We start from the raw sequence: 13,070 nt of genomic DNA, 5'->3' as shown, positions 1-13,070 counted from the left end.
AGCCCCGGTCGCCGCGAGCTAGGGCTGCGGCCGTCCGGGTCGCCACGGCCCGGCCGCTGGGTGCCCGTCCACCCGGTCGGTGCCGATCCACGCCCGCCGGCGCCGGGATTGAGGCCTCGCGCGCCGCTAGTTGGCTGCCGCCGGGGGCATGGCCTCGTGGGCGACGTAGGTGCCCATCGGCACAGTGGTCACCACCGGCTCCGGCTGCTCCGCCTCGGCGTGCGGCGCGGGCGAGTCGGTGACCGCGAACTGGGTGCGGTACAGCTCGGCGTACAGGCCGCCGACGGCCACCAGTTCGTCGTGCCGGCCGCGCTCCACGATCCGCCCCTCGTCGAGCACGAGGATCTGGTCCGCGTCGCGCACCGTCGAGAGCCGGTGCGCGATCACCAGCGCGGTACGGCCGGTCAGCGCCACCGACAGCGCCCGCTGCACCGCTGCCTCGCTCTCCGAGTCCAGGTGGGCGGTGGCCTCGTCCAGGATCACTATCGACGGGGCCTTGAGCAGCAACCGGGCGATGGCGATGCGCTGCTTCTCGCCGCCGGAGAAGCGGTAGCCGCGCTCGCCGACCGTCGTGTCGAGCCCGTCCGGCAGCGCCCGGACCAGGTCGGCCACCTGCGCGCCGGCCAGGGCGGCCCAGATCTCGTCGTCGGTGGCGTCGGGCTTGGCGTACCGCAGGTTCTCGCGGATGGTCTCGTGGAACAGGTGCGAGTCCTGGGTGACCACGCCGATCTCGTCGCGCAGCGAGGCGAGCGTCGCGTCCCGCACGTCGACGCCGCCGACCAGCACCTGGCCCTCGCTGACGTCGTAGATCCGGGAGATCAGCATGGACAGCGTCGACTTGCCGGCGCCGGAGGGGCCGACCAGGGCCACCATCTGCCCGGGCTCGACGGCGAACGAGACGCCCTTGAGCACCGGCTCGTTCACCGTACGGTCGAGGGCCGAGACCTCTTCCAGCGACGCGAGCGACACCTCGGCGGCGCTCGGGTAGCGGAAGCGCACGTCGCGGAACTCGACCCGGCCGCTGCCGCGCGGCACCGGCACCGCGTCGGGCTTCTCCGCGATGCCCGGACGCAGGTCGAGCACCTCGAAGACGCGGTCGAACGAGACGAGCGCGCTCATCACGTCGACCCGGACGTTGGAGAGCGCGGTGAGCGGGCCGTAGAGGCGGGTCAGCAGCAGCGCCAGCTTGACGACGGTGCCGGCGCTGACCGCACCGGTGACCGCCAGCCAGCCGCCCACCCCGTAGGTGAGCGCCTGGGCCAGCGACGCGACGAGCAGCATCGCCACGAAGAACGTCCGCGAGTACATCGCGGACTGGATGCCGATGTCGCGCACCCGCTCGGCCCGGCGGGCGAACCGGTCGGCCTCGACCTCCGGCGCGCCGAACAGCTTGACCAGCAGCGCTCCGGCCACGCCGAACCGCTCGGTCATGGTCGCGTTCATCTTCGCGTCGAGGTTGTACGACTCGCGGGTGATCTCGGCCAGGCGCCGGCCCACCCGGCGGGCCGGGATGATGAAGATCGGCAGCAGCACCAGCGCCAGCACGGTGATCTGCCAGGACAGCACGAGCATCGCGCCGGCGGTGAGCACGAGCTGGATGACGTTGCTGACCACCCCGGACAGCGTCGAGGTGAACGCCCGCTGCGCGCCGAGCACGTCGTTGTTGAGCCGGCTCACCAGCGCGCCGGTCTGCGTGCGGGTGAAGAACTGCAGCGGCATCCGCTGGACGTGGTCGTAGACCCGGGTGCGCAGGTCGAGGATGATGCCCTCGCCGATGCGGGCCGAATACCACCGCTGGACCAGGGAGAACAGGGCATCGGCCACGGCGAGCGCGGCGATGATCAGGGCGAGCCGGACCACAGTCGTGCGGGCGTCCGGACCGCCGCCGGCGATCGCGTCGATGACGTCGCCGGCGAGCAGCGGCGTGGCCACGCCGATCACCGCGGCGATGATCACGGTGATCAGGAAGACGACGATGTCACGCCGGTAGGGCCGGGCGAACGCGACGATCCGCCGGGCCGTGCCGCGCTTGAGCTCGTGGGCGGTGACCTCGTCCCGGTTGCGCAGCGACCGGAGCATGCTCCAGCCGCCCATGCCGCCGCCGGCCATCGGGTGGGACACTCGTCACCTCCAGGTCGTCAGGCAGCATGAATCGTCGGAGTCCATTCTCCAGACGCCTGTGACAACCTCGCGAGTAACCCAGATCTTCCCGAACGGTCCTTACGAAATCGCGCTCCGGGCCGGTTACTCGCCCCGGCCGGCCAGATCCCGGATACGCCGGGTCTGCGCCTCCCGCTCGGCGCGCTGCTGCTCGGCGTGCGTACGGTCGGCCGCGCCCGCCAGGAGCGCCTTGATCTCGACGATCGCGTCCCGGTTGTTGGCGAGGAGCCCGGCCGACAGGTCACGCACCGCGGCGTCCAGCTCGTCGTTCGGCACCACGAGCGTGGCCAGGCCGATCCGGTCCGCCTCGGTGGCGTCCATCCGGCGGCCGGTGGCGCAGATCTCCAGGGCGCGCGAATAGCCGACCAGCTCGACCAGGCGGCGCGTGCCGGCCAGATCGGGCACCAGGCCGAGTGTCACCTCGGCCATCGAGAGCCTGGCGTCGGCGGCGAGCACACGCATGTCGCAGGCGAGCGCGAGCTGGAAGCCGGCGCCGATGGCGTGGCCCTGCACCGCGGCGATCGACACCACGTCCGGCCGGTGCAGCCAGGTGAAGCCGCCCTGGTACTCGGCGATCCGGTCGGCGCACTCCGCCTCCGGGAGCGCGGCCAGCTCGGCGAAGGAGCCCGGCCCGGTGGCACCGGCGACCGCCAGGTCCAGGCCCGCGGAGAAGGCGCGCCCCTCGCCGCGTACGACGACGACGCGGACGTCGCCGGGCAGGTCGCGGGAGAAGTCGCTCATCGCCCGCCACATCGCCGGGGTCTGGGCGTTGAGCACGTCGGGCCGGCACAACGTCACCGTCGCAACCGGCCCGTCGCAGTCGAAGCGCACTCCGGTCGTCTCGGCGGTCACCGGACGCCCCGGAACACTGCGCTGATGGACGACGCTGGGCGGCGGGTCACGCCTTCTTCCGGCGCCGGGCGCCGCCGCGCTGCCGCAGCTGCACGCCGGATTCGGTGAGCACACGGTGGATGAACCCGTAGGAACGGCCGGTAGAGGCCGCCAGAGCACGGATGCTCTCACCCCCGGTGTACCGCTTTACCAGGTCTTTGGCGAGCGTCTGACGCTCGGCCCCGACGATCCGGCGACCCTTCTCAGTGCTGGTGGCTGTGCCGGTGGCTGCCATGCTGATCCCTCACGTCCCAGACTGTGCGGTTCGGATACGGTCCCACCTATTAGACCGCCTCGGACGATCATGCGCCAGATATCAACTATTCGCCAACCGACACGCTACGCAATGTCAGCTTCCCGATAGAGTGATCCTTCCGACCGGCTGATCCGTACCGCCCCGCCGGACGAGCGCATCCTCCCCCATGATCGACACCACCTCCCCGAAGTGGCTGCGTCACCGTGCTCCGGACACCTCCACTTCGGCGAACTGGTGTGGATCATGCGACGGCCGGTGCGGCGGGCCGTATCGTGCCCGGGGTGATTGACGTGATCACGGCCGCGGCGGGTGCCGCCGGTGTCTTCGCCGCCACCAATCTCGACGACATCGTCGTGCTCACGGTGCTGTTCGTGGCCCTCCGGCACACCGGACGCCCCCGGCCCTGGCAGATCGTCGCCGGGCAGTACGCGGGCATCGGCGCGCTCGTCGCGGTCGCGGTGGTGGCCGCCGCCGGGCTGCTCGTGGTGCCGGACCCGTGGCCCGGCCTGCTCGGCCTGCTGCCGATCGCGCTCGGCGTACGCGCGCTGATGTCCCGTGGCGACGACGACGAGCCGCCGGCGGTGGTCGGCAGCCTGCTCGGCGTCGCCGGGGTGACCGTGGCGAACGGAGCCGACAACATCGCCGTCTACGTGCCGGTGTTCCGCTCCCTCGACCCGGCCACCGGCCTGGTCTGGCTGCTGGTGTTCGCGCTACTGGTGGCCGTGTGGTGCGCGGTCGCCGCCGCGCTCGGCGGGCACCCCCGGGTGGTGGCCCTGGTCGGCCGCGCCGGCCACTGGCTGGTGCCGGTGATCTTCATAGTCATCGGCGCGACCATCCTGCTCACCTCCGGCGTCCTCCCCCACCTGGCCGATCTCCTGACCTGACCGACCCGACCCGCCCCGACCCGGCCCACCGGGAAAAGAGGGCGGGTCAGGCCAGCTCGACCAGCTCCAGCAGGTCGTCGGACCAGGCGTCCTCGTCGCCGTCGGGCAGCAGGATCGCGCGGTCCGGCTTGAGCGCGGTCACCGCACCCGGGTCGTGCGTGACCAGCACGATCGCGCCCGGGTAGCGGGCGATCGCGTCGAGCACCTGCTCACGGCTGACCGGGTCGAGGTTGTTCGTCGGCTCGTCCAGCAGCAGCACGTTGGCGCCGGAGCAGACCAGCGTGGCCAGCGCCAGCCGGGTCTTCTCGCCGCCGGAGAGCACGCCGGCCGGCTTGTCCACGTCCTCGCCGGAGAAGAGGAACGCGCCGAGGATCTTGCGCAGGTCGGTGTCGGTCTGGTCGGACGCGGCGCTGCGCATGTGCTCCAGGATCGTCCGGTCCACGTCGAGCGTCTCGTGCTCCTGGGCGTAGTAGCCCAGCCGCAGCCCGTGCCCGGGGCGTACCTCGCCGGTGTCCGGCTCCAGCAGCCCGCCGAGCATCCGCAGCAGCGTGGTCTTGCCGGCGCCGTTGAGGCCGAGGATGGCCACCCGGGAACCCCGGTCCACCGCCACGTTGACGTCGGTGAAGATCTCCAGCGACCCGTACGACTTGGACAGGCCGGTGGCGGTCAGCGGCGTCTTGCCGCACGGGGCGGGGCTCGGGAACCGTACCTTGGCGACCTTGTCCGCGACGCGGACCTCGTCCAGGCCGGAGAGCAGGCGCTCGGCGCGCCGGGCCATGTTCTGGGCGGCGACGGTCTTGGTGGCCTTGGCCCGCATCTTGTCCGCCTGCGCCATCAGCGCGCCGGCCTTCTTCTCGGCGTTTGCGCGCTCCCGGCGGCGGCGCCGCTCGTCGGTCTCCCGCGCCTCCAGGTACGCCTTCCAGCCCAGGTTGTACGTGTCGACCACGGACCGGGTGGCGTCCAGGAACCAGACCTTGTTGACCACCGCCTCCAGCAGCGAGGCGTCGTGGGAGATCACGATCAGGCCGCCCTTGTGGTTGGCGAGGAAGCCGCGCAGCCAGGTGATCGAGTCGGCGTCGAGGTGGTTCGTGGGCTCGTCGAGCAGCAGGATGCCGCCGCCGTTCTCGCCGGCGTCGCGGAACAGGATCCGGGCCAGCTCGATGCGGCGGCGCTGACCGCCGGAGAGCGTGCCGATGGTCTGCGCCAGGGCGCGGTCGGGCAGGCCGAGGTTGGCGCAGATGCGGGCGGCCTCGGCTTCGGCCGCGTAGCCGCCGAGCGAGGCGAACTGGTCCTCCAGCGCGCCGTAGCGGCGGACCAGCCGCTCGTCGTCGGCGCCTTCGGCGAGCTTGTTCTCCAGCTCCTTCATCTGCGCCATGAGCACGTCCAGACCGCGGGCGGAGAGCACCCGGTCCCGTCCGGTGACGTCCAGGTCGCCGGTGCGCGGGTCCTGCGGCAGGTAGCCGATGGCGCTGCGCCGGTCGATCTGGCCGCCGTACGGCTGTCCCTCGCCGGCGAGCACCTTGAGCGTGGTGGTCTTGCCGGCGCCGTTGCGCCCGACCAGGCCGATCCGGTCCCCCGGCTGCACCCGCAGGGTGGTGTCGGACAGCAGGATCCGGGAACCGGCGCGCAGTTCCAGGCCGGTGGCAGTGATCATCTCGGAGTACTCGCTCTCGGGTCCGGAAGGGCTGACTCAGGGCACGCGAAAGCGCCGGCGGGTGGTGTTTTCCCGTCGGCGCGGGGCGGTTCAGCCTTCGCAGCGCAGCACGGGGGCAAGTGTACCGGTCCCCGCGGGCCCCCTCCGCCGGATTACCGTGCAAGATCATCGGGTACGAAATCCGCCGTCCGGACCCGGTCCGGTACCGCAACCATCACAAACGGACACATCGGTGATCGGGGTCAACATGGAGCTGAACGAGAACGCGCGGGTCGACACCAGCCAGGTGGACGACCGGCGAGGGTCCGGCGGAGGCGGCGGGATGGGCATTCCGATCCCGATCGGCGGCGGCCGGGGCGGGATCGTGGGCATCATCATCGCCGTGCTCGTCGCCCTGGTGGGCGGCGGCTTCGGCCTCAACGCCGCCACCAACGGCGGCGGCTCCGAGCAGGGCGACAACACCTCGCTGGAGCAGAAGTGCTCGGCGCAGGACGCGCTGGAGCAGCTCGACTGCCGCAACACCCTCTACGTCAACTCGATCCAGGCGTACTGGCGTACCGCGATGCCGGAGGCGTTCGGCGAGCAGTACAAGCCGTCGAAGACGGTGTTCTTCAGCCAGAACGTCAGCACCGCCTGCGGCGCCGCCGACTCCGGCGTGGGCCCGTTCTACTGCCCGGCCGACGACCAGGTCTACATCGACCTCACGTTCTACCGGCTGCTGGCCGACCAGCTCGGCGCCAAGGGCGAGTTCGCCCAGCCGTACGTGCTGGCCCACGAGTACGGCCACCACGTGCAGGACCTGCTCGGCACCGAGGCGCAGATGCGCCGCCAGCAGGAGCGTGACCCGCAGAGCGCGAACGCGCTGTCGGTGAAGCTGGAGCTGCAGGCCGACTGCTACGCCGGCGCGTGGGCGAAGAACGCCACCGGCACCGCCGACGACCGCGGGCAGAAGATCTTCAAGAGCATCACCGAGGAGGACATCTCCCAGGCCATCGACGCCGCCGAGAAGATCGGCGACGACGCGATCCAGGAGCGTTCCGGCCGCCCGGTGAACCCGGACGAGTTCACCCACGGCAGCTCGGAGCAGCGCAAGCAGTGGTTCACCAAGGGCTTCACCACCGGTGACCCGAAGTCCTGCGACACCTTCGGCGCCGGGACCTGATCCCCGCTCGGCGCATCGGCCCGCACCGCCACGGACGGCGGTGCGGGCCGATGTCGTTTCCGGGGCCGGTCAGGCCGGCAGTGTCACCTGAGCCGGAGTGGACCGGTTGACGGTCGTCCCGTCACCGAGCTGGCCCCCGCTGTTGTCGCCCCAGCACCACAGGCCGGCGTCGGTACGGATCGCGCAGCCGTGGTCGGTGACCGCGAGCCCGCCGGTCCAGCTGGTGGCGGTGCCGACCTGCGCGGGCGCGGACCGGTGGGTGGTGCTGCCGTCGCCCACCTGGCCGGCGGAGTTCTTGCCCCAGCACCAGAGGGTCCCGTCGGTACGCGACGCGCAGGACGTGTCGCTGCTCGCGGCGATCCGGTTCCACGTGGTGGCGGTGCCGATCTGCACCGGCGCGGTCCGGTACGAGCCGCTCACGCCGAGCTGACCGTATCCGTTCTCACCCCAGCACCACAGCCCGCCGGCGCGGACCCCGCAGGTGTGCGCGTACCCGGCCGCGACGCCGGTCCACCCGGTCGCGGTGCCGACCTGCGCGGGCGCGGTCTGCGGCGTCAGGTTGCCGAGCCCGAGCTGGCCGTCCGAGCTGGCCCCCCAGCACCAGAGCGTGCCGCCGGTCCGGATACCGCAGGTGTGCCCGTAGCCGGTCGAGACGCTCACCCAGTCGGTGGCCGTGCCGACCTGCAGCGGGGTGTTCGCGACGTACGGCGAGGCGCCGACGCCCAGCTGGGTGGTCCGGTTGAAGCCCCAGCACCAGAGCGTGCCGTCGGTGCGTATCGCGCAGGTGTGCTGGGGGCCGGCGTCGACCCGGGCCCAGGTGGTCGCGGTGCCGACCTGCACCGGGGCGCTGCGGCTGGTGGTGCTCCCGTCGCCGAGCTGGCCCCGGAAGTTCGAGCCCCAGCACCACAGCGTCCCGTCCGTGCGGACCGCGCAGGTGTGCCCGGTGCCGGCGTCGACGTTCGTCCAGGTGGCGGTGCCGACCCGCGTCGGGGCGCTGCGGTTCGTGGTGGTCCCGTCGCCGAGCTGACCGCCGTAGTTCGAGCCCCAGCACCACAGTCCCCCGTCGGTGCTGATCGCGCACGTGTGCGCGCCGCCCGCGGTGACGCTGCTGACGGTGGGCGCGGCGAGCGCGGCGCGCTGCGCCGGGCCCGCGTTCGCCGTACCGGCGGTGAGTGTGGCGGTGAGCACGAGGCTTCCGGCGCTCATTGCCGCCGCCGCGACGAGGAGTCTCGTCGCACGGCGCCACCGGGCTCGCAGCCGGCCGTCCTGATATCCGCTCATGAAGTTGTTGTCTCCCAACGATGTCGGCGCGTGATGGCGGAGGCGAAGCTGCCCCTGCGGGTCGCCCGGAGACCCGCCGCTTCGTGACACCGACGATAGGCATCGAGTCGATTCGATGCATCATCGAGGAGCGGGATTGCGCCGTCTTGAGGTGATCTTTCCTGTTCAGCGGACCAGGATGTGGACCGCCCGGGCGGCCGCGACGGCGGCCACCAGCACCGCGTGCCGGGGCTCCGGCACGTCGAGCAGGCGCGGCGCGCGCAGCGCCGCGAGCGGGGCCAGCCGCCGGTCGGCCAGCACCGTGTCCACCGCGCGCCGGTCGCCGCCGCACACCAGCGTCGACAGCGTTCCGGCCTCCGGCAACAGCAGGCGTACGGCCAGCTCGGCCGCGTCGCCCAGGGCCGCCTTCGCCTGGTTGTCGCGCCGCCGGGCGAACCGCTGCTGGGACCAGCCGCCCGCCGCGGTACGCCCCTGCACGTACCGGGTGTCCACCTTGGAGACCACCAGGTCGGCGCCGTCGGCGACGCCGACCGCGACAGCGCCCTTGCGGGCAAGCAGCAGACCGATCCGGCGGGCCGCGGTGGCGGAGGCGACGAATCCGGGTACGTCCGCCGACGCGCTCGCCCCGGGCGGGGTGTGCAGCTCGGCGGTGGCGTCGTCCGGGGCGGTGAGGAGGAGCCCGTACTCCTGGACTGTGGTCGTGGGCGGGCCGTGCCGGTCGGTGAAACCCTCGACCCAGCGGGCGACGCGGCCGGGGTCGACCTCGACCCACCGGCCGCCGCCGGCGGCGGGTCGGCTGCTCATGGCCCGACGGTACGCCATCGCCGGACCCGGGAACGCAACGCGGGAGGACACCGTGACCGGTGCCCTCCCGCGTCTACCGGGTGGATCAGTGGACGGTGAGGTTGCCGCCCTTCAGCGTGACCTCGGCGGTGCCGCCGCCCGTCCAGTCGGACGAGAAGAGCAGCGAGCCGCCCTTCCACAGCGTGACCCCGACGGTGTCGTTCCTGCCGGGGGCGCCCCGGTCGGTCACCGTGACGGTCAGCGTCAGGCCGGAGGCCACCAGCTTGCCCTTGTTGTCGTACAGGGCGGCCTGGTAGCGCACCTGGGCGACCTTGCCCGCCGAGGTGACGCCGAGCGCGTCGACGGTGCCGGCCTTGATCGTGTACGCCTTCCCGCCGGAGCGGAACTCGATCTCGGCCTTGCCGGTGGCCGGCTTGTTCGCCTTGCCCGGCTTCGCGTTCAGCTCCACCTCGACGGTGGAGTTCACGTCGGCCGGGTAGGTGCCCGCCGAGCGGGTGGCGGTCAGGTGACCGCCACCGGTGAGGAACCCGCCGTCGGAGACGGCGACTGTGACCTGCGCGGTGGTGCTGCCCGTGTAGTTGCCGCCCACTGTCGCGGTGACGGTGTGCGTGCCCTTCGGCAGCGTGGCCTCGCACGCCGCGGACGCGCTCGTGGTGGCCGTGCCCAGCAGGGCCGGCACTGCGGCGCAGAGCGTCACGCCGTCCTTCGTGAAGGTGACGGTGGCGGTCCGGATGTCACCGGCTGTGGTGTCCGTCGCGCCGGGCAGCACCGAGCTGTCCCGGACCACGGCCCGCAGCAGGGCCTTGCCGGAGGCGCCGCCGGTCGCGGTGTTCACCAGCGTGTCACCGGCCCAGCTGACCGCCGCGTCCTCGGCGGTGACCGTGATCGTGAACGAGGTGCTGCCGGTCAGCCCGGAGCCGTCGGAGACGGTCACCGTGACCGGATAGGCACCCGGTGCCGCCGTGGTGGTGCCGGCGACCGTCCAGGTACGCGAGCCCGGCCGGGCGTCGGCCGCGGAGGTGCTCGTGACGGCCAGGGACAGGCCGGCGGGCAGCCCGGTGGCGGCGGCGGTCAGGTCCGCGCCCGTGGTGTCGCCGTCGGTGGCGGTGACCGTGACGGCAGGCGAGAGCGCGTCGCTGTACTGGACGCTCACGCCGTCCGGGGCGGTGCTGGTGACGGTCGGGGCGGACCGGATCGTGAAGTCGGCGTCGTTGACGTCGAAGAAGACGTTCCCGACCGCCTCGATCTTGATCCGGGCCTTCCCGGTCGCCACGTTCGGCAGCGTCACCGTCGCCGAGCCGGTGTTGGCGGTCTGCTCCGCCAGCACGTACGGGAAGGTCAGCCCGCCGTCGGCGGACAGCGAGATCTTCACCTGCGCGGCGTTCACCGGCGCCACGTCGGTGCCGGCCACGTCCCACGTCACGGTCTGGGTCGAGCCGCCGTCCAGGACGGCGGCGGCGCCCTGCGAGGTCACCAGGAACGGACCCGCGTCCGGCGCCAGCACCACGGCGACGTCGCCGCTGCCGATGCCGCCGCCACCCAGCCGCCCGTCCCGGGCGGTGAGCTTGAAGTGCAGGGTCCGGTCACCCGCGATGCCGACCCAGTCGCGGGTGGGCAGGAACTCGGAGTAGCAGTCGACAAGCTCGGCCGGCACGTTCGACGCGCCACCGGTGGCCGGCGGCGCCGGGGCAGCCGGGCAGGCGCCGGTGGCCGCGTTGGTGTTGCCGGCCAGGATCTGCCGCATGTCCGGGAACACCCGGGTCGAGTCGGTGGTGACCGCGTTCAGCCCCGGCGAGTAGTACTTCAGCGTGTCCGTCGGCGACACGATCGCCGCCTCGCCGAACACCCGGAACAGCGGACCGTTGACCTTCGTGTTGTTCGTCAGCGCGGTGCCCGTCGTGGCGCCCCTGTCGTTCTGCTCCCACAGGTACGTGACGGTGTCGCCGTCGGCGTCGGTGGCGCTGCCGGTCAGCGCGAACGGCGTACGCACCGGGATGGTGACGGTCTCCGGGACGGTGACCACCGGGGCGTGGTTGGTGGTCTCCTCGACCAGCCAGCCGCCGTTGTCGATGGCGCCGCCCTTGGCCGTCTCACCGACGAAACCGGAGGCGCCGGAGGCGTTCGTCAGCTCCAGCGACGCCACGTTGGTGGTCGCCAGCGTGCCGCCGAACGTCACCTGGAAGCCGTTGTCGTTGAGCGTGCCGCTGCCACCGAACGCGGCCACGGTGACAGTCGCGCCGGCCGGCCAGCCGGCGATGCCCTCGATGGCCGCCTTGATGCCCGCGGTGGTGTAGTTGAAGCCCCGCGTGATCGGCGCCGAGTCGCTGCCCGCGTAGCTGATGGTGAACGAGTCACCGTCGGCGTCGAACCCGTACAGCGAGACGTTCTGCACCTCGTTGATGGCCGGGCGGTTCGACGTGACGTAGTTGGTGATCTCGGTGTAGCTGCGGTGCGACCAGTACGGGTCGCTGTGCGGCTGGAGGTTGTCCTGCTGGCAGATGCCCGCGTACGCCATGATCGACGAACCGCTGCCCGGCTCGTACGAGTTGGCCGCGCTGCGGTTGCCGCCCGAGCAGTTGTACTGGGTGCCGTTGAAGGTGTGGTTGCCGGCGAACTGGTGACCCATCTCGTGCGAGACGTAGTCGACCGCGTAGAAGTCGCCGACCGGTGTCGGCAGGCCGGTGCAGCCCTGCGCCTTGCCGTTGCCGCCGATCACGCCGAGGCTGGCCACGCCGCCGCCGTTGACGCCCAGGCCGACGTGGCCCACGTCGTAGTTGCTCGCGCCGACCAGCTGGCCGAGCACGATCCGGTTACGGCTGAGCGTGCCACTGCCGCAGGAGGTGAGCTGCGCCGGTGTGAAGCAGGCCGCCGCGCCGCACGGGCCGTTCGGCTCGGTGGCCAGGGCCGGCGTGTTCAGGTTGGTCTTGTCGGTGTCGTTGATCAGCACGAGCCGGATCGCCGTCTCGTCCTCGTAGATCTGGGTGACCCGGTTCATCAGCGTCACCTTCGCGGCGGTGACGTTCTCCGCGCCGAAGTAGGTGGCGTACGACGGGTCGGTCACCAGCGCCACCCGGTAGGTGCGCAGCTTCACCAGCGGCCCGGCCGGGACCTCCGCCTCGGCGATCTCCTCGGCCAGGGCGTGCGCCTCCTGCGTGACGTCCGCACGCTCGACGAACTCGCCCTCCGGGTGCTCCAGGTCGCGGGCGAAGTAGCTCGCGTACAGGCTCTGGTCACGCTGGTAGTACGGGTCGATGTACCAGTTGCCCTTGGCCGACCGGACCGAGGCGTGGAACCCGAGCGGGGTGAGGTCCGCGCGGATGGTCGCGGCCGGGTCGTCCAGGCCCTTGCCGGCGTACGTGGTGATCTCCGGGTGCCTCGCGGCCAGGCCGGCCTCCATGACCGGCGAGTCGACCAGCTCGAAGCGCTGGAACGTGCCGTCCGGAGCGGGCAGCGACACCACCTGCTTCGCCACCCGGGCCACCGCGACGCGCTTCTCGGCCGGCGCCTTGTCCAGCAGGCCCTTCATGGTGCCGCGGTCCAGCTTGTACGCGGTCAGCCGCTTGGCCTTGATCGCGGCCTGGCGGCCCGCCTTGGTGGCCGCCGGCTTGCCGTCCACCTTCTGCCACGGCCCGTGGACGCCGGGTGCGGCAGAGGCGGGCGCGGGCGCCGCGAGAACGGGAAGCGTCGCCGCGGCCAGCGCGGCGACGAGGAGGGCAGCGGTCCGTCCGCGCCGGGCGGGTTGCCGGTCGCGCGGCGGACGCCACAGGGTGATCCTCAAGTCTTCTCCCTGCTGGGTCTGGTGTGGATCGACGCACGACCGGTGGGGATGACCGGATGTACGTGAACGGTCCACGGATTGTTCCGTGACCCTAGGACCACTCGCGACTCCGAACATCAGCCGCGAAGATGATGCGGTTGCGTCCGGACGATGCTCCAGGTCGTCCCGGCTCCCGGAATCCGATCGATGCCGTCGGGCCG

9 protein-coding genes are annotated in these 13,070 nt (G+C 72.1%); 2 read left to right on the top strand and 7 right to left on the bottom strand.

What is annotated here, in order from left to right; all coding sequences use genetic code 11:
• Positions 1-126 precede the first annotated feature (126 nt).
• The 3 genes from O7542_RS05095 to O7542_RS05085 form a co-directional block, all read right to left on the bottom strand.
• Positions 127-2,109, bottom strand: a complete 1,983-nt coding sequence (locus O7542_RS05095) for an ABC transporter ATP-binding protein (RefSeq protein ID WP_281606447.1) — start codon at positions 2,107-2,109, stop codon at positions 127-129.
• A gap of 135 nt (positions 2,110-2,244) precedes the next feature.
• Positions 2,245-3,012 (bottom strand): enoyl-CoA hydratase/isomerase family protein, encoded by a 768-nt coding sequence (locus O7542_RS05090; protein ID WP_043329652.1) that lies wholly within the window; start codon positions 3,010-3,012, stop codon positions 2,245-2,247.
• Between the two features lie 46 nt (positions 3,013-3,058).
• Positions 3,059-3,286: a helix-turn-helix domain-containing protein gene (locus O7542_RS05085; protein WP_007072022.1), complete on the bottom strand. Its 228-nt coding sequence runs from the start codon at positions 3,284-3,286 to the stop codon at positions 3,059-3,061.
• Positions 3,287-3,588: 302 nt separating this feature from the next.
• On the opposite strand from O7542_RS05085, the gene O7542_RS05080 reads away from it, so the two are divergent.
• Complete coding sequence (locus tag O7542_RS05080) at positions 3,589-4,191, top strand: cadmium resistance transporter (RefSeq protein ID WP_281605766.1); 603 nt, start codon at positions 3,589-3,591, stop codon at positions 4,189-4,191.
• 46 nt (positions 4,192-4,237) lie between these two features.
• On the opposite strand, the gene O7542_RS05075 is transcribed toward O7542_RS05080, so the two are convergent.
• The gene (locus O7542_RS05075; protein ID WP_043329650.1) at positions 4,238-5,845 is read right to left on the bottom strand and encodes an ABC-F family ATP-binding cassette domain-containing protein; all 1,608 of its coding nucleotides are present in this window, start codon (positions 5,843-5,845) and stop codon (positions 4,238-4,240) included.
• A 247-nt stretch (positions 5,846-6,092) separates the two neighbouring features.
• On the opposite strand from O7542_RS05075, the gene O7542_RS05070 reads away from it, so the two are divergent.
• Complete coding sequence (locus O7542_RS05070; protein WP_064446425.1) at positions 6,093-7,007, top strand: neutral zinc metallopeptidase; 915 nt, start codon at positions 6,093-6,095, stop codon at positions 7,005-7,007.
• 69 nt (positions 7,008-7,076) lie between these two features.
• Here O7542_RS05070 and O7542_RS05065 read toward each other — a convergent pair whose 3' ends face one another.
• From O7542_RS05065 to O7542_RS05055, 3 genes are all read right to left on the bottom strand, one after another.
• Positions 7,077-8,288 (bottom strand): chromosome condensation regulator, encoded by a 1,212-nt coding sequence (locus tag O7542_RS05065; protein ID WP_043329648.1) that lies wholly within the window; start codon positions 8,286-8,288, stop codon positions 7,077-7,079.
• A gap of 165 nt (positions 8,289-8,453) precedes the next feature.
• The gene (locus tag O7542_RS05060; RefSeq protein ID WP_069089096.1) at positions 8,454-9,092 is read right to left on the bottom strand and encodes an acVLRF1 family peptidyl-tRNA hydrolase; all 639 of its coding nucleotides are present in this window, start codon (positions 9,090-9,092) and stop codon (positions 8,454-8,456) included.
• A gap of 85 nt (positions 9,093-9,177) precedes the next feature.
• The gene (locus O7542_RS05055; RefSeq protein ID WP_281605765.1) at positions 9,178-12,870 is read right to left on the bottom strand and encodes a M12 family metallo-peptidase; all 3,693 of its coding nucleotides are present in this window, start codon (positions 12,868-12,870) and stop codon (positions 9,178-9,180) included.
• Positions 12,871-13,070 lie beyond the last annotated feature (200 nt).

Origin of the sequence: Micromonospora sp. WMMC264 (assembly GCF_027497275.1) — a bacterium.
GTDB lineage: Bacteria > Actinomycetota > Actinomycetes > Mycobacteriales > Micromonosporaceae > Micromonospora > Micromonospora chalcea.
The sequence above is the reverse complement of the archived record's forward strand: the minus strand, read 5'-3'. Positions and strand labels throughout refer to the sequence as shown.

Coding starts and splice junctions, on each gene's coding strand:
- O7542_RS05095 (WP_281606447.1), bottom strand. CDS start 2,109: ATGGCCGGCGGCGGCATGGGCGGCTGGAGCATGCTCCGGTCGCTGCGC.
- O7542_RS05085 (WP_007072022.1), bottom strand. CDS start 3,286: ATGGCAGCCACCGGCACAGCCACCAGCACTGAGAAGGGTCGCCGGATC.
- O7542_RS05075 (WP_043329650.1), bottom strand. CDS start 5,845: ATGATCACTGCCACCGGCCTGGAACTGCGCGCCGGTTCCCGGATCCTG.
- O7542_RS05070 (WP_064446425.1), top strand. CDS start 6,093: ATGGAGCTGAACGAGAACGCGCGGGTCGACACCAGCCAGGTGGACGAC.
- O7542_RS05065 (WP_043329648.1), bottom strand. CDS start 8,288: ATGAGCGGATATCAGGACGGCCGGCTGCGAGCCCGGTGGCGCCGTGCG.
- O7542_RS05060 (WP_069089096.1), bottom strand. CDS start 9,092: ATGAGCAGCCGACCCGCCGCCGGCGGCGGCCGGTGGGTCGAGGTCGAC.